The sequence below is a fragment of the Bacillus cereus group sp. Bce041 genome (assembly GCF_052646455.1).
The window spans coordinates 270,519-294,833 of sequence record NZ_JBQXON010000002.1 but is presented as its reverse complement, the minus strand read 5'-3'; the positions used below and the strand labels follow the sequence as shown (position 1 = coordinate 294,833).

The window sequence follows — 24,315 nt, the reverse complement described above, 5'->3', positions numbered from 1 at the left end:
CATGTACAAGTTGATTTCGTAATAATGATTTAAATGTCTAGATAAGGGGATGGAGTATGATTGAATTGGAAATTAGAGTGGAGCGTCTTCGGAAAGAACAAATAAGCGACATTGTAGCGCTATCTTCTTATATTGGTTGGGATTATAACAGAGAAGAAATTGAGACTATTTTTAACGCAGGGATTGTATACGGTGTTTGGAATGAGAAAGAGGAACTAATTGCTAGCGCAGCAATAATATTATATGGGGAGAAATTAGCATCTATCGGAATGGTGATTGTACATCCAGATTATAAGGGGAGAGGGATTGGAAAGATAATAACGGAAGCGTGTGTTAAAAGCGTATCAGCTCATACTCCAATTATGCTTATTGCTACGGATGAAGGGAAACCTTTATATGAAAAGTTAGAGTTTAGGGCAGTAAGTTATGTTTCTAAATACATATGTAACTCATACAATGCGAAACATTATTGTGTAAGAAATGAAGATTATGTGATGAATTATGAAGAGGGTGATTTAGAAAAAATAATAAAAATAGATGAATATGCGTTTGGAACAAATAGAAAAGAGTTTTTAAAGAAAAGAATTATGCAAAGTGAACAGTGTATCGTTGTAAAGGACAAGGAACAAAATGTATTAGGTTACGGTTTAAGCATACAAACACCAGAAAATAAGATAATAGGGCCGGTTGTTGCTAAAAATGATGAGATGGCAATGAGAATTGTACATGATTTAGCAAAAGGGCATAATGGTAAATTAAGAATTGATGTACTAGAAGGAAAGAAAGATTTTATGAAAGTATTAGAGATTGCTGGTTTTAAAAAGGTGAATACACCACCAATTATGATGAAAAATAGCGGTCAATTATTAAAAAGGAATAATGAGCTATATAGCATTGCAGCACAAATTTTTGGGTGAAAAAGAATCCTTCTGAATGAAGGATTCTTTTTCGCTAATCACGATATTGATCATGAGTCGGCTGAAAGAGGTCTTCCTCGATATCTCTCACCATAGAAAAATGATCAACGTTATAATGACCGTGTAAAGTTTTATTGTGATGACTAATAATTTGTTCTGCAGACAATACGTTAGAATCAGTTGTTGAATGACCGTTTTTAATTAATGTAACGTCAAATCCTTGTACAGTTGCTGCTCTAACTGCAGTGTCAATGCAATGTTCTGTTTTACATCCGCCTATAACAATATGATTAATGTTTTCTTCTTTTAAAAGTTCAAGTAAAGAAGTGCCGTAGAATGAATTGGTTGCTGCTTTATTAATAAAGATTGCAGACTGAGGTATTTGAATTTGATTATGTACTTCAAATCCTTCGCCACTACCAGAAGCAACATCGATATCTCTTACGAAAACAATAAGGGCATTTGAATCTATTGCTTTCTGCAGGGCTATATTTAGTGTAGATAATAGCTCAGTTTTACGAAAAACTTCATTTTCTTGCTCATTTCCATCAATTAATTCTTGCTGAGCGTCGATAATTAATAGTGCTTGTTTCATCGTGTCTCCCCTTTAATATGAAATAAGTTCCACTGTACATATTCCTTCAGATTGTTAGAAAATCCTCCATTGTAAGCGAAGTAGAAGATTGATTTACAAAGTTGTCAAAGAAATTTCATTCTCATAGCGTGTAAAAACATGTATGATAGGAGATGGAGAATTTTTGAGTAGGTGGGAATAACATGCAAACAGTAGAAGATTATCTTTCATTCTTACATACGAAAGGATTTAAATTATCAGAGGAAGCACAAGGGTTTATTATGTTTGGACAAGGATATACTGGTGCGTCTGATGGGATTGTGAACGCAGCAATAGAAGCCACAATTAAACATCAATTGCAGTTTGATGGTAGTTATTTCGTTGCGTTATTAGAACGATTGAAAGAGGAAGAAATTACAGATAAAAAAAGCGCTAAGGCTTTTATGCGGAAGTTACAAGCGTAACTTCACGCAGCCTGCGCTTCTTTTTTTGTTTTGGAAGGTAATTCAACAAAAATCATGCCTAGAAAAATACATAGACATCCGATAATAGCAGAAATAGAAAGTTGTTCATTTGCAACGAGAACGCCTGTTAATGCAGCAAAAACGGGCTCCATTGCGAAAATAATTGCTACTCTCGTTGGAGAAGTGTGTTTTTGTGCCGATGTTTGAATGAAAAAAGCAATAGATGTTGCAAACAGGGCAGTTAGAAAGAGTGCGAATAAAAAGGATTGATTCGTCCATAGTGATACTGAAAATAACTTTTCCCAATCTTCAAACAAGAAAGCGCAAATAGAAGAAAATATACCAACAGCTAATACTTGAGATGTGCTTAATAATAAAGGTGATATTTTTTTAGAAAAGAAGCCGTTAATAAGAATATGGGCAGCGAAAGCGACTGCACAACCAAGAACAAGTATATCTCCTATATTTAATTGGAAAGAATCAGCAGCTGTTAATAAGTACAAACCTGTTGTAGCTACAGCAATACCAAGTACGATGAAAATGGTGGCTTTTTGTTTTAAAAAGATAAATGATAAGATTGGGACCATAACAATGCTTAGCCCAGTTAAGAAACCTGCTTTTGAAGAAGTTGTATAAAGTAAGCCAAATGTTTGTAATAAATAGCCGACAAATAAGAAGAACCCAACCATTAATCCAGCTAAACTACTATGTTTTAATTCTTGTTTTGAAGTTTTCTGTGAGAAAATAATTTGAACGAATAATAAAATAATTCCAGCGAATAAAAAGCGAATACCATTAAACGTAAATGGATCAACGAAAGACATAGCGTTTTGAACGACAACAAACGTAGCTCCCCAAATAAAAGAGACAAATAATAAAGCAAGAGGAGCAATCCACTCTTTTTTCACACTCATACCCCCGTTAATTTTGTAAGATAGCTTTTCTAGCTAATTCATCAGCTACTTTATTTTGACTACTTGGAATCCACTTAATAAAAAAGAGATCGAAGTTTTTTATGTACTGCAGTGCTTCATCTAAAAGAGGTGCAAATATTTTATTTTTTGCGTATTCCTTTTCAACAGCCCGCTCAACAAGCTGCGAATCTGTACGAAAAGAGACAGTGCTATAATTATGCTCGATGCAATATTTTAATGCTAAAAGTAAAGCGCGGTATTCTGCTTCATGATTGGACATTGTTCCAAGTGGTACTGATAATTGTACAGGTGGCTGAACGCCTTTAATAAACACTCCTGCACCAGAAGGACCAGGATTTCCTTTTGATGCACCATCAATATATACTTCAATCAAAATGAGAAACCTCCAAATTATAAGATGATCCCCTACTTAAATATTTTTTGAAGTAGGGGATAGAGTAGTTATCCGATTGTGATGCTGTAACGACATGTAAATGTTTCATTCGCTTGTAAAGATTGAATTCCCTTTTTGTCCTTGAAATCTTTTGCTGGATTTACTTCATCAGCGATGCCATACCAAGGTTCAATACATAAGAAAGGTGCGTTATCCCCTGGTGTCCATACGCCAACAAATGGGAATCCATCAAATTCTACTTTTACAAATTTATTATGTTTATGAGAACGAATCGAAATTTCATTCGTATTCATATGTTCAAAAATAAGTGCATCATTTTTGAATAAATCATATGTAAGTGGCAATTCAGTCGTATTTTCAGCGATTAATTGCTTTTTGTTTGAAAGATAAGGTCCTTCTAATACGCTTGTTTCTAAGCGTTCCGAACCATTAAACGATAAGTGATAATCTGTAAATGATTCACCGTCCAATAAAGGGAAGTTGAATCCAGGGTGTGCTCCAATTGAGAAGAACATCTCTTTTGAAGTAGGATTGTTTACTTCATATGTTACATGAACACTTTGTCCATCTAGCTCATAAGAAACGAGTAATTCGAATTCGTATGGGTATTTTTTTAATGTTTCTTCATTACTAGTAACGATATAAGTGATCTTTGTTTCGCTTTGTTCTTTCACAGAGAAAGTAAGATCACGGGCGAAACCGTGTTGTGTTAATGAATATGGTTTACCGTCTACGTAGTATGTATTATCTACTAATCGACCGACAATTGGGAACAAAATTGGTGCACGGCGTCCCCAATAAGTAGAATCACCTTGCCATAAATATTCTATGTTGTCTTCTTTTAAGCGAACGCTCTGTAATTCTGCACCTTTGTCAGAAATGGAAACGATCACTTTTTCATTTTGAATTGTTGCTGTCATGAAGTGAAACCTCCTAAATCTTTCATATGTTTTATTATACGTTGTCTAAAAGAAAAAAGGTAGTTCACGATAGGAATCTATTGACGAAAGAGGGGCTACCACGTAAAATATAATCTTGTTGCTTAAAAAACGAATAACGTGGTTCGAAACCATCCCACGTAAAAAAACTAAGGAGATTTTGTCATGAATATTAGAACATTAGTCGGTAATGGTATTTTAGCGGCATTATATATTGCTGTTTCTATGCTTATTCAGCCATTTGGCTTTACGAATGTACAATTTCGTATTTCAGAGATGTTTAATCATCTCGTTGTATTTAACAAGAAAGCAATTTACGGAATTGTATTAGGTGTATTTTTAACGAATCTCTTTTTCTCACCTATGATCGCTTACGATTTAGTATTTGGAGTAGGGCAATCTATTCTGGCGTTAGTTGCAACGATTATTTCTATGCGATTTATTAAAGGTGTTTGGGCTCGTATGATTTTTAATACAGTTATCTTTACAATTACAATGTTTATGATTGCAATTGAACTTCATCTTGCATTGGGTTTACCATTTATGTTGTCTTGGTTAACTTGTGCAATTGGTGAATTTGTTGTCATGGCGATCGGTATGCCTGTAATGTACTGGATTAATAAGCGAATACAATTTGAAAGATTTATGTAATAGATGAAAGAGCTATTCCTATAGGGATAGCTCTTTTTGTATGTAATCATATTGAATATAATGCTGTGACTCTAGATAAAATATAATAAAATAAAGTGAGGCTTCAATTAGCCGGATATATATAAGAAGTCTTACATAAGGGGAATGTAGTATGAAATATAAAATTCATTGGTTGTATAAAACGAAGCGTGGATTGCAGACGGAATTAACAACAGAGTATATGAACATAGAAGAAGTACTTCAATTTGCAGAGGATTTTGAGAAAACAGGAAGAGCTAAGGAACTTTTATTTTACGATGAAATGGACGCAGAATGGTCATTAAAAGAGATGAAAAAGTTAAGTAAGCAAGTAGAGGAAGAGCCCCAAGAAATACTCGTTTATTTTGATGGGGGGTATGATGTGCAAACGAAAGAAGCTGGCGTTGGTATATGTGTGTATTATAAAAAAGGAAATACAAACTACCGCATTCGCCGTAATGCATATATAGAAGGTATATATGATAATAATGAAGCGGAATATGCATCATTATTATACGGTATGAATATACTCGAGGAACTAGGGATTAAGTATGAAGCAGTTACACTTCGCGGAGACTCACAAGTGGTACTGCAGCAATTAGCCGGAGAATGGCCTTGTTATGATGAACATTTAAATCATTATTTAGATCAAATTGAACAAAAGGCGAAGCAAATGAAATTAAAACTTATATGTGAGCCGATATCTAGAAAACAAAATAAAGAAGCACATCAATTAGCTACGCAAGCATTGGAAGGAACAGTTATTGATAGTCATAAAGAAATAACTGAATAGAGAGGTGCAAAGGTGGATAAAAAGCAACTCATTACAGAGGTAAATGACTTATTAGAAACGTATTGTGAAGGCTGTTTTTTGCGAGAACATAATCGAAAGACAAATAGTAAATATTATGCTCATTCATTTTGTATAAGGCAATGTACAGTTGGAGAAACATTGAAAAAGTATGGGGACCAGTTGTCATAAAAAACATCCAGAGAAAATTCTCTGGATGTTTTTTAGTGTCTTGCTTCGTTTAGTTGATGCTCACATTTATTTAATTTCTTTTCCTCATTCATTAAAAATGGTTCATCTAAATCAGTTGCAACAGATTTCATAATTTCAAGCTGAGAGCGAGCTGCTTCTACAGCAGTAGTAGCATGCTCTAATGTATCTGGATCCATTGAAATTGTTGCTGATCCTACCATTTTTTGTGCTGTTTCTACACGGAATTTCACTTCTTCAAAATCATTTACTTCTGATCCCATTAATAATTCCTCCTTTGTATAGTGCGCATTTCACATAGTTTTTGCTCTGTAAAACGGAAATATACAAAGGAATAACAAAGGAGGTTACCAAGTAAGGTAACCTCCTGTTATATGTTGGATTAAAGTTTTACTACGTTAGCAGCTTGAGGTCCGCGGTTACCTTCAGTAATGTCGAAAGATACTTCTTGACCTTCTTCTAAAGCTTTGTAGCCGTCGCCTTGAATAGCAGAGAAATGTACGAATACATCGTCAGCGCCTTCCATTTCGATAAATCCAAAACCTTTTTCGTTGTTAAACCATTTTACTTTTCCTTGCATGTCACAATTCCTCCTAAAAGCGTTTACTATTTTCATTTAGTGAAATTCATTTTAAAAAAATAATATAAACTAAAAATGCTATATTCTTGAATATTCTGCTAAATGATTAATTTAAATATACACGAATTGGGAGAATTTAGTCAAGTAAGCGTTTTTATTTTTTTGTATTTTTAAATAATTTTCCAGTCAAATTTTTAAATAGGTATAGGACAGGCTGAGTATATAATATTCTTAATTGAATGCTATACATAATGAGGTGAAAGAATGAATAAGTCTTACTTATTAGATAATGAAGGAATGAGAACGAGAACCGACATACCGGATTGGGTTGCAAAAGAATTTGAGATTTTTTCAAATGTTGTGTTAGAACCAACTTTTCCATGTTATTTCGGTTTAACAGCTATGAAAAAGAATGAACTTCGTTATTCATTTCTTTCTCATAATGATTGGAGTCATTTACCACATACAATGTTATCTTTTTTAGAGTTAATGAAAGAGAGGCCGATTGTAAGAAGGGGCTTTTTCCTTTTTGTAGAACCGGAATGTGAAGAACAGCCACTCGAATATTACCGTGATTCCTTTTGGAAAGTGTTACAGTATTTACATGAAAACGATAATCAAGCATGGCCAAAGCAAATTCCTGAAGATCCAGACCATTATTTATGGGAATTTTCATTTGGTGGTGAGTCAATATTCGCATTTGGAAATGCGCCAGCTTATAAACAACGAAAAACTAGACATTTAGGGAATTCTCTCGTTATTGGGTTTCAGCCACGCACTATTTTTGATGGATTAGAGGGAGATCGTCCTAAAGGAGCATATTCAAGACAAATGGTTCGTGAGCGAGTTGAAAAGTGGGATCAATTGCCGAAACATCCTAACATTAGTCATTATGGTGACCCAGAGCATCGTGAATGGAAACAATATTTCATAGGAGACGATGTAGAGCCAATAAAAGGGAAATGTCCTTTTCTTCATAGGATAGAAAAGTAAGAGCCATCACCTAGATGGCTCTTTTGTATATTTTGGATAAAAAAGGGTATTTTATTATGAAAGCTAGTCTATTTTTTCAAATTACATCATTAACTAGTAGTAAAGAGAGTAGAAAGGATAGAGCGATGTTTGGAGCAATTATACAGCAAATCGTATTAGGTATATCATTAGCTGCGCCAGTAGGGCCGATTAATATTGAAATGTTAAAACGAGGAATTGAACGTGGGTTTTGGCACGCTTGGGTTGTTGGAATTGGTGGAATGACTGCAGATGTTTTATTTATGCTTCTCATTTATTTCGGTTTATCTTCTATGTTTATGTATACATATGTACAAGCCTTCATGTATTGCACGGGTTTTTTCTTGTTATTTTATTTAGGATTTCAAAGTGTAAAACAAGGAATTTTCGACTCGAATATGGAATATAAAAAAGAAGAGGTAGGTGGCCTTAAGCAATCGTTTATGGCAGGATTTTTAATTGCGATATCCAATCCATTAAATCTTGTTTTTTGGTTTGGTATATACGGAAGTACACTTAGCTCATTACTTACGAAGGTAACGAAACAAGAAGCTTTTTTGTACAGTCTTTGCATTATTGTTGGTATTATTTTATGGAATTTAAATATTGCTTTTTCTGTACATTTTGGAAGAACTTTATTAAAACCAAAAGCGCTTGGCTACATAACAGCCGGAGCAGGTATTATTTTAGTAGGTTACTCTATACATTTTGCATACAAAGCTTTACAGTTGTTCACATAAGATTGAAGGGGAGATTTTTATGTATCGAACCACTATTGACGGAAAAGAAATTATAATTACGTTAGCGCCAAAAATCCGAAAAGAAATTACTGATAGAAATCCACTATATGAAGCGGTATTTCATAATGCTGCAAGATTGTTACAAACAAAGCAACCGACGTTTGCAGTAAATCATGAAATATTTGGGCTCATTATTGGAGAAGTGCAAAGAGGAGAAGTAACAGTGTTTGCAGTGGAACATATTATTCCGAAGCAAAATATATTTGGACCAAACAATTTTTTCTCGACAATAGAACAGCAGGCAAATTTGTAAAGTGAATAGAATAAGAATAGAAAAGAAATAGTCGTAACGATATGTTGCGGCTGTTTTTTGGGAAAAGGGGGAAACAAGATGAAGAAAGTGGGGAAAGAGTTCTTTTTACAACATGATATCGTTATTATGTATAGCATTCTATTTGTTTTCATTATTATTTTAAAAATGCAATTTTTTACGTGGTTTGGCATGTTAGCATGTATGTTTGGGATTGTTTTCTATACACTTAATGAATATATGACACATCGTTTTTTATTCCATATAAAGCCACCTAAAAACACATTTCTATTAAAAATGTTAAGAAGATTGCATTATGATCACCACGTATATCCAGATGATTTAAAACTTTTGTTTTTACCTGTATGGTTTAGTATACCTAGTTTTACTATATATTTACTTATAGCATATGGTATTACAAAAAGTGTTACTATTACACTTTCATTTGGAATCGGAATGATTATTATGCTGCTCGTTTACGAATGGAAACATTATATTGCTCATAGACCGATTCGTCCCGTCACTAAGTTTGGAAGATGGCTAAAAAAACAACATATATTACACCATTATAAAAATGAAAAGTTTTGGTTTGGTGTTTCAAATCCAGTATTCGATTTTATATTTGGAACACTGAAAGACGGAAAAGATGTTGAGCTAAGCGAAACGGCTCGTAATTTAGAAAAGGAAAAAAAGACAAAAGTAGTGCGTTAAGCACTACTTTTGTCTTAATGAGGATAAATAAGTAAAGTGTCACTTTATTTTGAAAAAGTATATTAAAAATTTAGGGGAAATTGCCGAAAAATGTCTATCAAAAAATCTTTGCATGAATGCATGGATTGTCTAAAATGAATATAAGTTTCTGGATATTTATAAAATTTAGTCTTTAGGTATGCAAGGGGGAAGTGTATTTCAAGTAAGAGAGGGGATCGGTTAATGAAACGAGACGATACGTCAGCACGTAAGTTGCAAAATGAGGTGAATTATACAGAGGTCGTTCAGTCGGAAGAATTTCAATTGTTATTAAATACGAAAAAGAAGTTTATCATTCCAATGAGTATTTTCTTTTTTAGTTTTTTTATCGCATTACCTATTCTAACATCGTATTCAAAGGTGCTTAATACACCTGCATTTGGAGACGTTACATGGGCGTGGGTATTTGCTTTTTCCCAATTTATCATGACATGGGCACTATGTATGATTTATAGCAAAAAAGCAGAATCATTTGATGAAATCTCCCGAAAAATTCTGCAAGATATGCAAAAAGGGAGGGGCTGAACTTGAATACTACTGCATTTGCACTATTTTTAATTATTGTTCTTGGTACGCTCGTCATAACCTATTTTGCATCGAAAAAAACGAAAAATGCGAGTGAATTTTATACGGCTGGAGGGGGATTAACTGGTTGGCAAAATGGTCTGGCCATTGCTGGAGATTACATGTCTGCTGCTTCATTTCTCGGTATAGCTGGAGCAATCGCATTAACTGGATTTGATGGATTCTTTTATAGTATCGGTTTTTTAGTTGCTTATCTAGTTGTACTATATCTTGTTGCAGAACCGCTTAGAAATTTAGGAAAGTACACTTTGGCGGATATGATTGCAGCACGCTTTGATGCGAAAAAAGTTCGCGGAGTTGCAGCTCTTAATACGATGACGATTTCTATCTTTTATATGATTGCACAATTAGTTGGCGCGGGTGCACTTATTAAATTATTATTAGGGATTGAATATACGACATCTGTATTAATCGTTGGAACACTTATGACGGTGTATGTTATTTTTGGAGGTATGACAGCAACGAGCTGGGTACAAATCGTAAAGGCTGTATTACTTATGGCTGGTACGTTTATTATTTCTGTTATCGTTTTCGCAAAATTCAACTTCAGCGTGACTGAAATGTTCGCTCAAATGAAAACAGCTACACCTTTAAAAGATTCATTTTTAAATCCAGGTGTAAAGTATAAGGATGGTCTTGATACACTTTCTTTAAATTTAGGACTAGTACTTGGTACAGCTGGATTACCACATATACTTGTCCGCTTTTTTACAGTACGTGATGCAAAAACTGCACGTCAATCTGTCGTATATGCGACGTGGTTAATTGGTGCATTTTATATTATGACGATTTTCTTAGGATTTGGTGCGGCAGCGTTTGTAGGAAATGAAGCGATTATTAAAGCAAACCCAGCTGGTAATATGGCGGCACCTTTATTAGCCAAAGCGTTAGGTGGAGACTTCTTATTTGCTTTCGTATCAGCAATTGCTTTTGCAACGATTTTGGCTGTAGTGGCAGGTCTTGTATTAACAGCAGCATCAGCATTCGCTCATGATTTTTATAATGAAATCATTCGCAGAGGGAAATCAACAGAAAAAGAGCAAGTATCTATGGCTCGTTATGCATCTATTGGAGTAGCGATACTATCTATCATACTTGCATTATTTGCCCAAACATTAAACGTAGCATTTTTAGTATCATTAGCATTTGCAGTTGCAGCGAGTGCAAATCTACCAGTGATTTTATTTACAATATATTGGAAGCGTTTTAATACAACGGGTGCTATTTCTGGTATGATTGTAGGTCTCGTATCAGCTATTGTTCTCGTAGCGTTGAGTCCGAATGTTTGGAACCCTGTAGCTGGAAAAGCTATTTTTGTTGGGGAAGCGATATTTCCATATACAACACCAGGAATTATTTCAATTCCGCTCGGATTTCTTGCAGCATATTTAGGAACGGTTTTATCTAGTAAGAAAGAAGATGAAGCGAAATTTGATGAAATTCTAGTGAAATCTAATACTGGTCATGGCATTAGCGATGCGTCTTCACATTAAATAAAAGAGGAGCTTTTCGATAGATAAGAAAAGCTCTTTTTTCTTTTGTCATTTTCTTGTAAATATTACTGATTTGTAAGTAGGATTTGTCTTAATTTTGTGGAATGAAAATAGCAGGGAGAAATTTAAGTCATCATGGCACCAGCGCAGCTTTTGTGAAAAATAAGTTGTTATGGAAGGTGGAAGTAATGATGAAAACGAAGCAAACTGATGAATTATTAGCAAAAGATGAGCAATATGTTTGGCACGGAATGCGTCCCTTTAGTCCAAATAGTACAATGGTAGGGGCAAAAGCTGAAGGGTGCTGGGTTGAAGATATACAAGGAAAAAGATATTTAGATGGTATGAGTGGCCTTTGGTGTGTCAATAGTGGATATGGAAGAAAAGAGCTCGCAGAAGCGGCTTATAAGCAATTACAAACATTATCATACTTTCCAATGTCACAATCCCATGAGCCAGCTATAAAGCTTGCTGAAAAGTTAAATGAGTGGCTTGGGGGAGAGTATGTTATTTTCTTCTCAAATAGTGGTTCAGAAGCGAACGAAACAGCTTTTAAAATAGCAAGGCAATACTATGCTCAAAAAGGTGAACCACATCGTTATAAATTTATGTCACGTTACCGTGGGTATCACGGGAATACAATGGCGACAATGGCAGCGACGGGACAAGCGCAGCGTAGATATCAGTATGAGCCGTTTGCTTCAGGTTTTTTACACGTAACACCACCGGATTGTTACCGTATGCCTGAAATTGAAGGGCAGCATATTTATGATGTAGAATGTGTGAAAGAAGTCGATCGTGTTATGACGTGGGAATTAAGTGAAACAATTGCTGCATTTATTATGGAACCTATTATTACAGGCGGGGGCATATTAATGCCACCACAAGACTATATGAAAGCTGTTCATGAGACGTGTCAAAAACACGGTGCCTTGCTTATTAGTGATGAAGTGATTTGCGGTTTTGGACGTACAGGAAAAGCATTCGGATTTATGAATTATGATGTGAAGCCAGATATTATTACAATGGCAAAAGGTATTACGAGCGCATATTTACCATTATCTGCAACAGCTGTGAAAAAAGAAATATATGAGGCTTTTAAAGGTAAAGGAGAATATGAATTCTTCCGCCATATTAATACATTTGGTGGAAATCCAGCAGCTTGTGCATTAGCACTTAAAAACTTAGAGATTATGGAAAATGAAAATTTAATCGAGCGATCTGCGCAAATGGGTTCCCTTTTATTAGAGCAACTAAAAGATGAAATTGGGGAACATCCGCTTGTTGGGAATATTAGAGGAAAAGGTCTATTAGTTGGAATTGAATTAGTAAATGATAAAGAGACGAAAGAGCCAATTGATAACGACAAAATTGCAAGTGTTGTAAATGCTTGTAAAGAAAAGGGCTTAATTATAGGACGAAACGGTATGACAACAGCAGGATATAATAACGTTTTAACATTAGCGCCGCCTCTTGTTATTTCAAGTGAAGAGATTGCTTTCGTTGTTGGAACGTTGAAGACGGCGATGGAACGTATTTAATAAATAGAGAGAGGAGCGAGCTTTAATATAAGGCTCGCTTTTGTTTAGTAGGAGGGGACTTTTAATGGATAAATATGATCCGAACAAACATTATCACATCGGATATTATGAAGACGGATATGATTTAGAAGTGATGGCGTACAAAAGAATAAATGAACCAGTTTGGGATGCTTATATTCCGCACTATGAGGCAGACGATTTTTATAAGAAAGTGGAGGGAATGAAGCTAGGTAAATATATAGATGATTATGGCATTATGGTGTATTCATTTGGGAATGATATTGATGATGATGAAGCACGAATTATTTTTGAAAAATGGTTAAAAAAGAACGGGATTGTTTAAAGATAAAACAAAAAGGAGATTGCTATCTTATAAAATAGCAATCTCCTTTTATTATAGTAAATTTATTTACTTGCTTTCATTGCTTTATCTTTTGCACCAAAAGTGTATTTTAACATTGGTGGTGTAATCATTGTAGTTAAAATAACGACAATAACGATTGCTGTAAAGTAATCTTGTGCCAATAGACCTGAAGAAAGTCCTGTTCCTGCAATGATAAGTGCAACTTCACCACGAGAAACCATTCCAGCACCGATAATTGCAGAAGACTTAGCGTCAAATCCAGTCATTCGTGCACCGAATCCACAGCCGATTAATTTCGTTAATACAGCGATAACAGTTAATGCTAAGATGAACCAAATTTGATTGCCGATACCGTCAAATGTAATATTCATACCGATACTAACGAAGAATACGGGAACGAACATAGCGTAAGCAATTGGTTCTACTTTCTTTTCTACTTCATGTTTGTAGTTTGTTTGAGAAATTGCAATACCAGCAGCGAAAGCACCGATAATACCAGCAATTCCTAATAATTCGCCAAAATATGCGAATGAGAAACAGATGATAAGAGCCGCGCTTACGATAGACTCAGATACGCGCAGTGGTGATAACCAGCGCATAATCGCAGGAACACCTTTCCATCCGATTAAAATAATAGAAGCGAAGAATACTACTTTCTTCAAGATAACCATTGTTAAGTTAACATCATCAGTACCTAAGAAGCTCATTGCAAATGCTAATAAAATAACAACAAGAATGTCATCAAATACAGCGGCTCCAAGCATCGTCGTACTTTCACGTGTTTTCATTTTACCTAAATCACGAAGTGTTTGTACGGAAATACTAACACTTGTCGCACATAGAAGTAATCCTAAGAATACAGCGTTTCCTTGTTCCATTCCCATCACAAGACCGGAAACGTAACCACCTACGAATGGAAGAATGATACCTCCGAGTGCAACTGCTAAAGAAGAATTACGATTTGCGTTTAATTCTTCTAAGTCTGTTTCAAGTCCAGCCATAAACATTAAAAGAATAACCCCGACATTACTTAATTGAGTTAGAAGCTCTGAATTTTCAATCCAACCTAATACAGCTGGACCGATAACGATACCGACAATTAATTTACCTAGTACAGAAGGTTGACCTAATCTAACACTAAGATCACCAGCAAGCTTTGTACTTAATAAAATAAGTGCAATTTGAAAGAAAAATTCGAATTCCATCTGATCCTCTCCTCGTCATTTTTAATTTTATCATACGATTTCTCGGAATTTGCCTAATGAAAATATGTAAAACCCATTAAACAAAAGGGTCTGATTACAAGTTCTTTTGAACTCGTAATTTGAACCTGTAATTAATATATAATAGATTTTATAAAAAATCAATGAAAAAATGGGAGCTTTTTGAGGAAGAAGCTGCCTTATTGGGATATAGGTGTAAGAGTAGTGTGTGAATTTTATATGTATAAAATAGTATGAAGTCCTTTTCCATTACAAATAATAAATTCTACATACTATTTCACGAACTATAACTGTGAAAGGGAGGATTTATAATTTGAAGGCATTAAAAAATAACTTGTCTATTGTTGCTTTAGGTGGAGTAAATGAAATAGGAAAAAATATGTATGCTATCCAATATGAAAATGATATTGTCGTCATTGATTGTGGATCTAAATTTCCAGATGAAAGTTTATTAGGGATTGATTTAATAATTCCAGACGTCACATATTTGCAAGAAAATAAAGAAAAAATTCGCGGTTTAATAGTAACGCACGGGCATGAGGACCATATTGGCGGAATACCATATTTTTTAAAACAACTAAATGTACCAATCTATGCAACAAAGTTAACGTTAGGTTTAATTGAAATTAAATTAAAGGAACACAATCTTCAAAATGATACGGAATTAATCGTTATTCATTCAGAATCAGAAATTGATTGTGGTTCTATTAAGGCAACTTTTTTTAAAACGAACCACAGTATTCCGGATTGTCTCGGTATTGTTTTTCATACACCAGAAGGTACTGTAGTACATACAGGTGATTTTAAATTTGATTTAACACCAGTAAATAATCAACATCCTGATATTCATAAAATGGCTAAAATAGGAAGTGAAGGTGTACTAGCTTTATTATCTGAAAGCACAAATGCAGAACGTCCAGGTTTTACTCCATCAGAAAGGTCAGTAGGAGAACGGATAGAGGAAATATTTATGAAAGCAAATAGAAAAGTAATTATTTCTACGTTTGCTTCTAATGTGAATCGTGTTCAGCAAATAGTTGAAGCATGTATAAAAACAAATCGAAAACTAGCTTTGCTAGGGAGAAGTATGGTAAATGTAGTAGAGGTTGCTCTAGAGAAAGGTTATTTACATATTCCAGAAGGTATGTTGATTGAAGCAAATGAGGTAAATCGTTTAGATCCAAAGCAGGTTGCAATACTTTGTACAGGAAGTCAAGGAGAACCAATGGCAGCTTTAGCGCGTTTAGCTAGTGGAAACTATAGACAAGTGGATATTTTACCAGAAGATACGGTTATTATAGCCGCGACCCCTATCCCAGGAAATGAACGTAACGTTTCTCGAATTATCGATAATTTATTTGCATTAGGAGCAAAGGTGATTTACGGATCAGGTAGTTCTACTGGAGTGCATGTATCCGGTCATGCATATCAAGAAGAGTTGAAGTTAATGCTTACATTAATGAAGCCAAAATATTTTATTCCAATTCATGGAGAGTTTAGAATGCTACATCACCATAGTTTGTTAGCAGAATCAATTGGTATTGAAAAGGAAAATATCTTTATCGTACGTAATGGAGATGTTGTAGATATAAGTAATGAAGTGGCAATTCAATCTAGAAGAATACAGGCAGGAAATATATATGTAGATGGATTAGGAATTGGAGATGTTGGAAATGCATTATTACGTGATCGTAAACAACTTTCAGAAGATGGAATGCTCGTTATAGTTATTACTTTTAATAAAGTGGATGGAGAAATAATTTCAGGTCCAGATATTATTTCTCGTGGATTTGTCTATGTCCGTGATTCAGAAGAATTTCTAAGAGAATTAAATAAATTAGCTGTTATTACGATTAATAATTTAAAGAAAGAGAATGTGAATAGCTGGGGTATTTTGAAAAGGGAGGTAAGAGAAGCATTAGGGAAGTATATTTATACAAATACAAAACGAAAGCCGATGATTCTTCCTATAATAATAGAGGTCTAATAGTAAAAAAGAATTCTCGTATGGGAATTCTTTTTTGTTTTGAAGAGAAAATGAACATATAATGAAATAAATAGAAATGGAAGGAAATAAAAGATGTTATTAAATAAACGTTTTACAATTGGAGAAATGGCGAAAATGCATAATATCGCAGAATCTACATTAAGGTATTATGATGAAAAAGGAATTTTTCATCCGTCCATTGTGGATCCTCAAACGAATTATCGTTATTATACAATCGATCAATTTTCACTGTTAGATACGATTAAATTTTTACGCCAGTTAAATATTCCGTTAAAGGAAATTAAGAAATATATTGATGAAAGAAATCCAGCATACGCACTCAATTTACTGGAAAAACAACAAGAGATGATGCTGAAGAAACAAAGAGAAATTGAGTATGCTTTGGCGAAAATGGAGCATAGAATTCATTTAATTAAGAAAGCAACAAAAGCAAAAGCTGAACAAATGGTAATTAAAGAGATTCCGCAGCGAAAAATAACAGCTATTGCGGTTGCCCCGAATACGACGGATGATATGTTTGAGTACTACATTCATTCGTTGCAAAAAAATATGAGGCAAATGGATGATAGTCTATTTTCAGGAGATATAGGTGTGACAATTTCCAAAAAAGCATTAATGCAAAAGGAGTTTCAAGCATATAGCAGCGTATTTATTCTTTTGGATTATATGCCGTATGAAGTGCATACTTCAGATGAAATTAAAGAAGGTTTATATGCTTGTTCTTATCATCATGGACCGTATGAAGAAACAGATGCAACGTACAAGGAGTTACTTACATACATTGATAAAGAAGGTTACGAAGTACATGGAGATTCGATTGAGATTGGATTGATTGATTGGTCTGTAACAGAAAATCCAGAGGAGCAAGTAACAGAAATTCAAATTCCTGTAGTAAAAAAATAAGATGAAAACCTTTGAATTGATTACAAATTTACATTCATTAATATAATTCAGTTACCTATTTTTTAATTCTCTCTTGACCTTCAAGTTACTTGAAGGTTTAAACTGTGAACAGAGAGTTGAAAAAGGAGCATAATAGTATGGAAGCAACAGAAAAATTAAGAGAAAAACCAATTAAAAGTTTATTTATTTCATATTTAATACCAGCCGTTCTTGGAATGGTATTAATGTCAGTGAATATTGTAATTGACGCGGTCATGATTAGTAGAGGAGTTGGGGCGAACGGTTTAGCAGGAGTAAACGTGGCTATTCCAGCGTTTTCGATTTTCTTCTCTATTTCATTATGGATTGGAATGGGCGGGGCAACGTTATATTCCATTGCATTAGGTGAAAATAAACGAGAAAGAGCAAGGTCTATTTTTACTCAATCCATGACGGTAGCAGTTGTTATCGTAGGGATTTTAGCAGCGATTTGCTTATGGAGAATAGAAGATTTAGCATATTTATTTGGTGCAAATGAAGTGATTCTACCATATGCGTTAGACTATTTACACGTATTATTAACATTTGGAATGATATACGTTTTAGAAAATATTTTAAGTACATTCATACGAAATGATGGAAATCCTAATTTAGCAATGGCTGGTCTTGTTGTAACAGCTGTATTAAATATAGTGTTTGACTATATCTTTATTTTTATCTTTGGATGGGGTGTAACAGGTGCTGCTTCAGCGACTATTCTTTCGGCAGCGATTGGTTTCCTTGTATTATTAACTCATTTCTTTAGAAAAAATAGTATTTTAAAGTGGACGAAATTCCATTTTGAATGGGATACTGTCAAACAAATTATGGTGATTGGTTTCCCAAGTTTTACAGCAGAAAGTACGGTTGCAATCGTAACGATTGGTTTTAATATCGCATTCGTCCAATATGCAGGAGAAGTAGGAGTAGCTTCCTATGCGATGGTGAATAGTATTCATGCAATGACATTACTATTATTCTTTGGTGTTGGAGCAGCATTACAGCCAATTGCTAGTTTCCATTATGGGGCAAATTTATCAGAGAGACTTCGTGAAGGATTGAAGTTTGCTGTGAAAATTGCAGTTGTCCTCGGAGGCATTGCGATAATTGTCGGATTATTCTTCGGGAAATATATCATTGGTTTATTTGATGTTCAATCTCCAGAATTATTGGAGTTAACCTTAACAGGTATTAGCTTATTCTTTATCCAATACGTATTTTTAGGTTATAACATTGTGTATGGAGAGTATTTCCAATCAGTACGACAAACGAAGAAATCAGTACTTATTATAATGAGCCGAGGATTACTATTTATTATTCCATTGTTATGGATTATGCCGAAATTATTTGGTATAAATGGAATTTGGCTCGTTATGCCAGTTGCTGAAGTAATGACAGCAATTATCGTATTTACGATGAATCGCATGAAACATCCTGTGCCATTAAATATGGCAGGAGAGAAAGAAGCGATATGATGAAGAAAATCCCCTTAAGCAATTAAGGGGATTTTTTATTCCTTTAAACTAATCGCAAAAGATCCATCTGTTTCTTGAACAGAAGCAAAGGCAACGTTTTTAATATTTGTAATTCCTTTTTCTTTTAATTCTTTATATAACCATTTTTCATCTTTATGTATTAACTTTAAGTTATCGTATTGAATTTGTGAATCGACGATAAGTGCAATTGGTAATCCAGCATACTTAACTTCTATGTTTAAATCTTTTGGAGTTAATGGTACAAGTTCTCTTTTTGGTAAAATACTAATAGCGCCGTTCGCTTCTAAAATAGCGTATTCAATTTCATGAACACTTGGATATCCTGCAACGCGAAGATTAGAAAGTAGTTCTGCAATGGGGTATCTACTTTTTTGTAAGTTCTCAAAAATAATATCACCATGTTTAATTAAAATGATAGGGTGTCCAAGAATAAAACGATTTAGTTTGTTGAATAGGCTTAATTTTGTAAGAAGTAAATGTAAACATGTGATAACAACCATACCGAGAAATGCTTGTAAAGCACCAGAGACGGGTATGGCCTGGAAAGCTAAATAAGATAAAAAGATTATAGCCCCAAAATCATGAGGAGTTAGTTGTGCTAACGCGGATTTACCGAGTAACTTAAGCGATAGTAAAAATAAGATAAAAAAGAACGACACGTTACATAAAAAGAGAAGCAATAGAGACACTCCTTCGTGTAAAGTTGTACTTACTATTCCCGAAAGTAATATAAATATTACCTTTCAGAGGATAAATTAGGGTTTATTGGAATCTGTCTGTATACAAACAAATAAATGGATATTATCATGAAGGAAGTAAAAGAAAATAGGAGTATATGAATATGAGAAAGAAGAAAATAATGAAGGGCATTTTAGTTGTTATAATGATTTGCGCCGTGTATGCGGGTTTTTTACAATATCACATTTATAAGCATGGGCATATGAATGCAACCTACGATGCTGATTACATAATTGTACTAGGATCGAAAGTAAATGGGACGAAACCATCTTATTCATTGCAATATCGTATTGATAAAGCAGCTGAATATTTAAAATCACATGAGAAAACAATCGCTATCGTATCTGGAGGACAAGGAAAAGGCGAAGACATTTCAGAAGCATTAGCAATGAAACAAGGACTAATAAAACAAAATATCGCAGAAGACCGCATTATAATGGAGGACAAATCTACGAGTACAGATGAGAATATTACATTCTCAAAACCGTTAATTCCAGCCGATATGAAAAAAGGTATGATCGTAACAAACGATTTTCACATGTTTAGAGCGAAAAAAATAGCGGCAAAACAAGGTTTACAATTAGAAGGTCTTCCGGCAAAAACACCGAAACCAATCATCATTCCATCGAATGTACGAGAATATTTAGCAATCACACAGTATTGGTTTATGAATCGAATATAGTGAAAGTGATCCCGTCTGAAACTTCAGGCGGGATTTAGTTTGAGGAAAATCTTACAAATATGTCACGTTCGTGAAAGGTAAAGCGATAGTTTCTAGAATGATTTCCTGACATAATGAAGGTAACAAAAACTATTTAGAGGTGAATCGGATGAAAGGAAATAATATTTTATCTTCGTTATGTTACTTTAGTATCTTTTTTGCACCATTTTTACTACCAATTATCGTGTACTTTGTTGCAGAAGATGAAGTGAAGTATCACGCGAAAAAAGCATTTTGGTCACATGTTTTCCCATACGCAATCTTATTTGGAGGACTAGCAGTATCAGGCATGTACGGTTTAGGTTTCAATCAATCTGACGGTGCTGGAATTGGAATGGCTATCACATATGCAGTGTTCATTCTTGTAGGGATTTACTACTTCATTTGGAATATCGTAAAAGGTATTAAAGTTTTGAAAACGGCGTAATAAGATAAGTATAATTTCATTTACCGTATCGATAAACGTTTTAAAAAAGAGTAATTCAAAAAGAATTGCTCTTTTTGTGCTTATAAGTTGTGAAAATTGAAAAAGATATGTTAATTTTTCATTATGAAGAGAAAAAAGGAGTGATTTTCATGAATGAGATCATACATAAGATGGAGCAACATGTTTCAGTTCGTAAATATAAAGAAGAATCAATTCCGAAAGATGTAGTAGAAAAGATGGTGCACGCTGCGCAACATGCAGCTTCATCACATTTTGTACAGGCGTATTCTGTTATATATGTAACAGATCAGGAATTAAAGGCTAAACTAGCAGAGCTATCCGGAAATCGTCATGTGAAGGACTGTGCAGCATTTTTTGTTTGTTGTGCAGATTTAAAACGACTTGAAATTGCATGTGAAAAACATAGTACAGAGATAAAGCATGAGGGAGTAGAAGACTTTATCGTTGCGACGGTAGATGCTTCACTTTTTGCGCAAAACTTAGCACTAGCAGCAGAATCGTTAGGATACGGTATTTGTTATATTGGTGGTATTCGTAATAATCCGAGAGAAGTGAGTGAACTGCTTCATTTACCGGATAAAGTATATCCTGTATTCGGAATGACAGTCGGTGTACCAGATGAAGAACATGGAGTTAAACCACGTTTACCAGTAGCAGCAGTTCTTCATGAAAATGGATATGATGAACAAAAATATGATGAATTACTAAACGAATATGATGAAACGATGAACGCGTATTATAAAGAAAGATCATCAAACAAGAAAAACGTAACATGGACGGAATCAATGAGTTCGTTTATGTCTAAAGAAAAAAGAATGCATATGAAAGAGTTTTTAAGTGAAAAAGGATTAAATAAGAAGTGAGTAAAGAGGCAAACCTGTGATGCAGGTTTGCCTTTTTGAGAAGGAGAAATACCTAAGGCCAGAAAGTTGTTTATTCTTTCTGAACTTAGGTATTTTGTTTGTTATCATGTACATAGAAATAAAAATTAATAATTTTTTACAAAAGTGATAGAAAATGAGAATGAAATACCAATAGTAAGTAAAAGCGGCATAATAGCCGCTTTTTATCGTTTTATTTAGTATTTGATTTGAAATATTTTCCTTATGAAAGAAAGATTATTGCTAATTGTAAACTGTCAATAAAGTTATTTAAGTTTTGATATGGAATACCCCGCCGGAAAATACAGCAATAATTTCGTTTGAACATATCTGTTATTGCACGATCTAAAGCATCTTCTATAACAAGTTCAAACTTTCAATAAGAAGATAACCCCCTGTACAACTTAAAAGAATGTACGTAAATATTTTAAAAATCCGTTGATTAAGCCATTTAAAAATAATTTGACCTATAAACAAACCTAAAAATACAATTGGAATGGCATAAAAACTTGATTCCCAAATGGTTTTGTTTGTGCCAGTAAAGAGTATTTGAGTTACTAGACTAATGAAATATATAAACAGATAAAAAGCTAATGTAGTTGCTCTTAACTTCTCTTTTTCAGTATTAGTTCCTGTAAAATAAAGTAACAGGGGTGGACCTGGCATACCGATACTTGTCGTTAAAAGACCAGATAATCCGCCAACTATGAAATCTCTAGATTGTGTTGATCTAACCTTAACGTTGCATATTAGCAACAATGTTAATAGTAAGAGTAGGATGCTAACTGCTAATTTAAAAGTGTTTATGTTAACGGAAATGAAAATTAAAATGCCAAAAGGAACACCAACTATACTTCCAAAAATAAACCTTTTCAGTAGAACAAAATCAACGTCCATTCTTATTTTCCAAATGAGTGAAATGGAGATAATTAAAGATAAAATAATGTTTATTTGTATAGCTTCTTGTGGTAGAAATAACATAAGTAAGAAAGGGGTTGCCATTATGGAAAAGCCAAAACCTGTACTTGCTTGCAGAATAGAAGCCACTAATATAATACATATGAAAAAGAATGTGATACCCAAAACAGCCCTCCTATTTAATCAAGTTTAACTAGTTAAAGTCTATTATTTAAGTGCAATGTTTCACAAACTTATTTGTATTTTAACATAAATATCTAGTTTTTTCTCAAATAGTGTTGCCATATAAGGCTCTTTAACTAAAAAATCTGACTTGTATTTTTAAACAATTTTATTATGGGGAAACAAATAATGAATGGGATCAAAATGTATTGATTATCATTAAATTATTCACTGAGATCCCCGCGATAAAACAAGAACAGCCATATAAAACTTACAAAAATACAGCATGTAGCTAATAAACAGCCAATCATTTGAGGAGAAAGAATTTCTAACAGCCCTCCTGTAAAAAACATCGATAACTGAATAAGAGATCCGTAAATGGAATAATGGAATGAAAAAACTTTATCTATCATATTTTCGTGTATGTAAGTTTGAAGTAATGTCGTATCAAGTGGAACGATGATTCCTCCTGCTATGCGCATACAGAATAAAGTAATGATACCGATAATAAGTTGATCGGATAGAATGAGTCCGAGAAAGAAAATTCCTTGTAATAAGTAGGCCCAACCGAATACTTTTTTCATTTTTTCTTTATTATGGGATATATAAAGATTAACGAGAAGGCTTCCTATCATAAGCCCAGCCCCTTGAACCGTATATAAAATCCCAATGTTCGTATGGGAAATTTTTTCGGCATAGATCGTTAGAAGTAGTTGATAAGCACCTCCAATAATCCCCCATGAAATGCCGACAAGAATTAATGTTAAAATGATTTTTGTTTGTAATATGTATGTATAACCACCTTTTATATCAGTGAAAAATGCTTTGTTCTTGTTACAAGTATCATGAGCAGGAATACTCGTGTTATAAATAAAATAGGCTGAAATAAAGTATGATAGGCTATTTACTAAAAAAGCGAACTCAATATGTAAAGATTGTGCAATTACTCCGCCCAAAGAAGCCCCCATAATAGACATAAAACCATTAATTGTACTAGAAAGAGAGTTAGCAGTTACGAAATGATTTTGGTGTACGATATTTTTTAGGGTTGCTTGTTTAGCCGGTTCAAATAAACAAGAAAGTACAGATAAACATATATTAGCAATGAAAATAATCTCAATTTTATAGCCTGCGAGTAAGTATGTAAGGACTAGAATTCCCCGTGTAATATCGGTAAAAATCATAATATTCTTTAGAGAAACGATCTACAATTCCGCCTATGAATGGACTAAGAAGAAGCTGTGGTAAACTTTTACTTATAAAAGTAAGTACGATCATAAACGGCGATTCCGTTATGCTGTAGACAAATGTTAATAAAGCTACCGTATGGAACCAATCCCCAAGTACACTTAATGTTTGCCCATAAAATAGTTTATTGAAGTTTTTATTTGTTTTAAGAAGTGTGGAATAAGAAACTGACATAAATAGATTAATCCTTATGTATTGATGATGCTTGAACTTGTTTTTTCCATTCGCTTACATGCACTTTCTCCTCTGTAGGAAGTCCAACAGGTAATTGTGCTTCGTAAAGACC

28 protein-coding genes, 1 pseudogene and 1 riboswitch are annotated in these 24,315 nt (G+C 33.9%); of the genes and pseudogenes, 19 read left to right on the top strand and 10 right to left on the bottom strand.

Going from position 1 to position 24,315, the window contains the following annotated elements:
- Nucleotides 1-56 precede the first annotated feature (56 nt).
- Nucleotides 57-917, top strand: a complete 861-nt coding sequence (locus tag ACUN13_RS07485) for a GNAT family N-acetyltransferase (RefSeq protein WP_025688375.1) — start codon at nt 57-59, stop codon at nt 915-917.
- A 34-nt stretch (nt 918-951) separates the two neighbouring features.
- Here the strand turns inward: ACUN13_RS07485 and ACUN13_RS07480 are convergent, their stop codons facing one another.
- Nucleotides 952-1,512, bottom strand: a complete 561-nt coding sequence (locus ACUN13_RS07480) for a cysteine hydrolase family protein (RefSeq protein ID WP_025688374.1) — start codon at nt 1,510-1,512, stop codon at nt 952-954.
- Nucleotides 1,513-1,694: 182 nt separating this feature from the next.
- Between ACUN13_RS07480 and ACUN13_RS07475 the strand changes: the two genes are divergently transcribed.
- The gene (locus ACUN13_RS07475) at nt 1,695-1,955 is read left to right on the top strand and encodes a DUF6123 family protein (protein WP_001195212.1); all 261 of its coding nucleotides are present in this window, start codon (nt 1,695-1,697) and stop codon (nt 1,953-1,955) included.
- A gap of 2 nt (nt 1,956-1,957) precedes the next feature.
- Here the strand turns inward: ACUN13_RS07475 and ACUN13_RS07470 are convergent, their stop codons facing one another.
- The 3 genes from ACUN13_RS07470 to ACUN13_RS07460 form a co-directional block, all read right to left on the bottom strand.
- Complete coding sequence (locus tag ACUN13_RS07470) at nt 1,958-2,863, bottom strand: DMT family transporter (RefSeq protein WP_134266157.1); 906 nt, start codon at nt 2,861-2,863, stop codon at nt 1,958-1,960.
- Nucleotides 2,864-2,876: 13 nt separating this feature from the next.
- Nucleotides 2,877-3,263 (bottom strand): reverse transcriptase-like protein, encoded by a 387-nt coding sequence (locus ACUN13_RS07465; protein WP_000573880.1) that lies wholly within the window; start codon nt 3,261-3,263, stop codon nt 2,877-2,879.
- Between the two features lie 68 nt (nt 3,264-3,331).
- A complete protein-coding gene (locus tag ACUN13_RS07460) occupies nt 3,332-4,204 on the bottom strand; it encodes an aldose 1-epimerase family protein (RefSeq protein WP_000127397.1) in 873 nt (290 codons plus the stop codon).
- Nucleotides 4,205-4,336: 132 nt separating this feature from the next.
- Nucleotides 4,337-4,381: riboswitch (PreQ1 riboswitch) on the top strand.
- Between the two features lie 6 nt (nt 4,382-4,387).
- Between ACUN13_RS07460 and ACUN13_RS07455 the strand changes: the two genes are divergently transcribed.
- The 3 genes from ACUN13_RS07455 to ACUN13_RS07445 all read left to right on the top strand — a co-directional run bounded on the left by ACUN13_RS07455 (nt 4,388) and on the right by ACUN13_RS07445 (nt 5,873).
- A complete protein-coding gene (locus tag ACUN13_RS07455; protein WP_025688368.1) occupies nt 4,388-4,873 on the top strand; it encodes a QueT transporter family protein in 486 nt (161 codons plus the stop codon).
- A gap of 151 nt (nt 4,874-5,024) precedes the next feature.
- The gene (locus ACUN13_RS07450) at nt 5,025-5,684 is read left to right on the top strand and encodes a ribonuclease H family protein (protein WP_048538189.1); all 660 of its coding nucleotides are present in this window, start codon (nt 5,025-5,027) and stop codon (nt 5,682-5,684) included.
- Between the two features lie 12 nt (nt 5,685-5,696).
- Entirely contained in the window at nt 5,697-5,873 is a 177-nt protein-coding gene (locus ACUN13_RS07445) for a zinc-finger domain-containing protein (protein ID WP_002023738.1), read from the top strand.
- Nucleotides 5,874-5,905: 32 nt separating this feature from the next.
- On the opposite strand, the gene ACUN13_RS07440 is transcribed toward ACUN13_RS07445, so the two are convergent.
- Together ACUN13_RS07440 and cspB are read right to left on the bottom strand one after the other, a co-directional pair.
- Entirely contained in the window at nt 5,906-6,154 is a 249-nt protein-coding gene (locus ACUN13_RS07440; RefSeq protein ID WP_000534392.1) for a DUF2564 family protein, read from the bottom strand.
- A gap of 119 nt (nt 6,155-6,273) precedes the next feature.
- Nucleotides 6,274-6,471 carry a cold shock-like protein CspB gene (gene cspB, locus ACUN13_RS07435; RefSeq protein ID WP_001161731.1) on the bottom strand — a complete coding sequence of 66 codons (198 nt, stop codon included), beginning with the start codon at nt 6,469-6,471 and terminating at the stop codon, nt 6,274-6,276.
- 264 nt (nt 6,472-6,735) lie between these two features.
- Between cspB and ACUN13_RS07430 the strand changes: the two genes are divergently transcribed.
- From ACUN13_RS07430 to ACUN13_RS07395, 8 genes are all read left to right on the top strand, one after another.
- A complete protein-coding gene (locus tag ACUN13_RS07430) occupies nt 6,736-7,464 on the top strand; it encodes a YqcI/YcgG family protein (protein ID WP_025688362.1) in 729 nt (242 codons plus the stop codon).
- A gap of 14 nt (nt 7,465-7,478) precedes the next feature.
- A complete protein-coding gene (locus ACUN13_RS07425) occupies nt 7,479-8,222 on the top strand; it encodes a LysE family transporter (RefSeq protein WP_025688360.1) in 744 nt (247 codons plus the stop codon).
- Between the two features lie 19 nt (nt 8,223-8,241).
- Nucleotides 8,242-8,535 (top strand): hypothetical protein, encoded by a 294-nt coding sequence (locus ACUN13_RS07420; RefSeq protein WP_000286361.1) that lies wholly within the window; start codon nt 8,242-8,244, stop codon nt 8,533-8,535.
- A 78-nt stretch (nt 8,536-8,613) separates the two neighbouring features.
- Nucleotides 8,614-9,243, top strand: coding sequence for a sterol desaturase family protein (locus tag ACUN13_RS07415; protein WP_000755401.1), 630 nt, complete (start codon nt 8,614-8,616; stop codon nt 9,241-9,243).
- A gap of 222 nt (nt 9,244-9,465) precedes the next feature.
- Nucleotides 9,466-9,807, top strand: a complete 342-nt coding sequence (locus ACUN13_RS07410) for a DUF485 domain-containing protein (protein ID WP_000817366.1) — start codon at nt 9,466-9,468, stop codon at nt 9,805-9,807.
- 2 nt (nt 9,808-9,809) lie between these two features.
- The gene (locus ACUN13_RS07405) at nt 9,810-11,360 is read left to right on the top strand and encodes a sodium:solute symporter family transporter (protein ID WP_025688354.1); all 1,551 of its coding nucleotides are present in this window, start codon (nt 9,810-9,812) and stop codon (nt 11,358-11,360) included.
- A 191-nt stretch (nt 11,361-11,551) separates the two neighbouring features.
- On the top strand, nt 11,552-12,901 hold the full coding sequence (locus ACUN13_RS07400; protein WP_000850962.1) for an aspartate aminotransferase family protein: 1,350 nt from the start codon (nt 11,552-11,554) through the stop codon (nt 12,899-12,901).
- A 64-nt stretch (nt 12,902-12,965) separates the two neighbouring features.
- A complete protein-coding gene (locus tag ACUN13_RS07395; protein WP_025688352.1) occupies nt 12,966-13,244 on the top strand; it encodes a DUF3986 family protein in 279 nt (92 codons plus the stop codon).
- Between the two features lie 62 nt (nt 13,245-13,306).
- On the opposite strand, the gene ACUN13_RS07390 is transcribed toward ACUN13_RS07395, so the two are convergent.
- On the bottom strand, nt 13,307-14,470 hold the full coding sequence (locus tag ACUN13_RS07390; RefSeq protein WP_000393901.1) for a cation:proton antiporter: 1,164 nt from the start codon (nt 14,468-14,470) through the stop codon (nt 13,307-13,309).
- Nucleotides 14,471-14,801: 331 nt separating this feature from the next.
- Here ACUN13_RS07390 and ACUN13_RS07385 point away from each other — a divergent pair, with 331 nt between their 5' ends.
- The 3 genes from ACUN13_RS07385 to ACUN13_RS07375 all read left to right on the top strand — a co-directional run bounded on the left by ACUN13_RS07385 (nt 14,802) and on the right by ACUN13_RS07375 (nt 18,892).
- Nucleotides 14,802-16,475 carry a ribonuclease J gene (locus tag ACUN13_RS07385; RefSeq protein ID WP_000645618.1) on the top strand — a complete coding sequence of 558 codons (1,674 nt, stop codon included), beginning with the start codon at nt 14,802-14,804 and terminating at the stop codon, nt 16,473-16,475.
- 93 nt (nt 16,476-16,568) lie between these two features.
- Entirely contained in the window at nt 16,569-17,399 is an 831-nt protein-coding gene (locus ACUN13_RS07380; RefSeq protein ID WP_000925932.1) for a MerR family transcriptional regulator, read from the top strand.
- Between the two features lie 137 nt (nt 17,400-17,536).
- Nucleotides 17,537-18,892, top strand: a complete 1,356-nt coding sequence (locus ACUN13_RS07375; RefSeq protein WP_025688347.1) for an MATE family efflux transporter — start codon at nt 17,537-17,539, stop codon at nt 18,890-18,892.
- Between the two features lie 35 nt (nt 18,893-18,927).
- Here ACUN13_RS07375 and ACUN13_RS07370 read toward each other — a convergent pair whose 3' ends face one another.
- The gene (locus ACUN13_RS07370) at nt 18,928-19,593 is read right to left on the bottom strand and encodes a DUF421 domain-containing protein (RefSeq protein ID WP_000923924.1); all 666 of its coding nucleotides are present in this window, start codon (nt 19,591-19,593) and stop codon (nt 18,928-18,930) included.
- A gap of 161 nt (nt 19,594-19,754) precedes the next feature.
- Here ACUN13_RS07370 and ACUN13_RS07365 point away from each other — a divergent pair, with 161 nt between their 5' ends.
- The 3 genes from ACUN13_RS07365 to nfsA all read left to right on the top strand — a co-directional run bounded on the left by ACUN13_RS07365 (nt 19,755) and on the right by nfsA (nt 21,683).
- A complete protein-coding gene (locus ACUN13_RS07365) occupies nt 19,755-20,333 on the top strand; it encodes a YdcF family protein (RefSeq protein WP_001227676.1) in 579 nt (192 codons plus the stop codon).
- Between the two features lie 148 nt (nt 20,334-20,481).
- Nucleotides 20,482-20,799 carry a DUF4870 domain-containing protein gene (locus tag ACUN13_RS07360; RefSeq protein WP_000678055.1) on the top strand — a complete coding sequence of 106 codons (318 nt, stop codon included), beginning with the start codon at nt 20,482-20,484 and terminating at the stop codon, nt 20,797-20,799.
- A 149-nt stretch (nt 20,800-20,948) separates the two neighbouring features.
- On the top strand, nt 20,949-21,683 hold the full coding sequence (nfsA, locus tag ACUN13_RS07355) for an oxygen-insensitive NADPH nitroreductase (protein WP_001002392.1): 735 nt from the start codon (nt 20,949-20,951) through the stop codon (nt 21,681-21,683).
- A 375-nt stretch (nt 21,684-22,058) separates the two neighbouring features.
- Here the strand turns inward: nfsA and ACUN13_RS07350 are convergent, their stop codons facing one another.
- Both ACUN13_RS07350 and ACUN13_RS07345 read right to left on the bottom strand, forming a co-directional pair.
- Complete coding sequence (locus ACUN13_RS07350; protein WP_000513081.1) at nt 22,059-22,784, bottom strand: sulfite exporter TauE/SafE family protein; 726 nt, start codon at nt 22,782-22,784, stop codon at nt 22,059-22,061.
- 221 nt (nt 22,785-23,005) lie between these two features.
- Nucleotides 23,006-24,203 (bottom strand): annotated as a pseudogene (locus ACUN13_RS07345) (MFS transporter).
- Nucleotides 24,204-24,315: the final 112 nt, after the last annotated feature.

Excerpts from the sequence above, each read along its gene's own strand:
- ACUN13_RS07485 (WP_025688375.1), top strand. The coding sequence starts at position 57 with ATGATTGAATTGGAAATTAGAGTGGAGCGTCTTCGGAAAGAACAAATA.
- ACUN13_RS07420 (WP_000286361.1), top strand. The coding sequence starts at position 8,242 with ATGTATCGAACCACTATTGACGGAAAAGAAATTATAATTACGTTAGCG.
- ACUN13_RS07425 (WP_025688360.1), top strand. The coding sequence starts at position 7,479 with ATGGCTCTTTTGTATATTTTGGATAAAAAAGGGTATTTTATTATGAAA.
- ACUN13_RS07365 (WP_001227676.1), top strand. The coding sequence starts at position 19,755 with ATGAGAAAGAAGAAAATAATGAAGGGCATTTTAGTTGTTATAATGATT.
- ACUN13_RS07460 (WP_000127397.1), bottom strand. The coding sequence starts at position 4,204 with ATGACAGCAACAATTCAAAATGAAAAAGTGATCGTTTCCATTTCTGAC.
- ACUN13_RS07450 (WP_048538189.1), top strand. The coding sequence starts at position 5,025 with ATGAAATATAAAATTCATTGGTTGTATAAAACGAAGCGTGGATTGCAG.
- ACUN13_RS07455 (WP_025688368.1), top strand. The coding sequence starts at position 4,388 with ATGAATATTAGAACATTAGTCGGTAATGGTATTTTAGCGGCATTATAT.
- ACUN13_RS07480 (WP_025688374.1), bottom strand. The coding sequence starts at position 1,512 with ATGAAACAAGCACTATTAATTATCGACGCTCAGCAAGAATTAATTGAT.
- cspB (WP_001161731.1), bottom strand. The coding sequence starts at position 6,471 with ATGCAAGGAAAAGTAAAATGGTTTAACAACGAAAAAGGTTTTGGATTT.
- ACUN13_RS07395 (WP_025688352.1), top strand. The coding sequence starts at position 12,966 with ATGGATAAATATGATCCGAACAAACATTATCACATCGGATATTATGAA.
- ACUN13_RS07400 (WP_000850962.1), top strand. The coding sequence starts at position 11,552 with ATGAAAACGAAGCAAACTGATGAATTATTAGCAAAAGATGAGCAATAT.
- ACUN13_RS07375 (WP_025688347.1), top strand. The coding sequence starts at position 17,537 with ATGGAAGCAACAGAAAAATTAAGAGAAAAACCAATTAAAAGTTTATTT.
- ACUN13_RS07380 (WP_000925932.1), top strand. The coding sequence starts at position 16,569 with ATGTTATTAAATAAACGTTTTACAATTGGAGAAATGGCGAAAATGCAT.
- ACUN13_RS07360 (WP_000678055.1), top strand. The coding sequence starts at position 20,482 with ATGAAAGGAAATAATATTTTATCTTCGTTATGTTACTTTAGTATCTTT.
- ACUN13_RS07475 (WP_001195212.1), top strand. The coding sequence starts at position 1,695 with ATGCAAACAGTAGAAGATTATCTTTCATTCTTACATACGAAAGGATTT.
- ACUN13_RS07440 (WP_000534392.1), bottom strand. The coding sequence starts at position 6,154 with ATGGGATCAGAAGTAAATGATTTTGAAGAAGTGAAATTCCGTGTAGAA.
- ACUN13_RS07430 (WP_025688362.1), top strand. The coding sequence starts at position 6,736 with ATGAATAAGTCTTACTTATTAGATAATGAAGGAATGAGAACGAGAACC.
- nfsA (WP_001002392.1), top strand. The coding sequence starts at position 20,949 with ATGAATGAGATCATACATAAGATGGAGCAACATGTTTCAGTTCGTAAA.
- ACUN13_RS07390 (WP_000393901.1), bottom strand. The coding sequence starts at position 14,470 with ATGGAATTCGAATTTTTCTTTCAAATTGCACTTATTTTATTAAGTACA.
- ACUN13_RS07415 (WP_000755401.1), top strand. The coding sequence starts at position 8,614 with ATGAAGAAAGTGGGGAAAGAGTTCTTTTTACAACATGATATCGTTATT.
- ACUN13_RS07410 (WP_000817366.1), top strand. The coding sequence starts at position 9,466 with ATGAAACGAGACGATACGTCAGCACGTAAGTTGCAAAATGAGGTGAAT.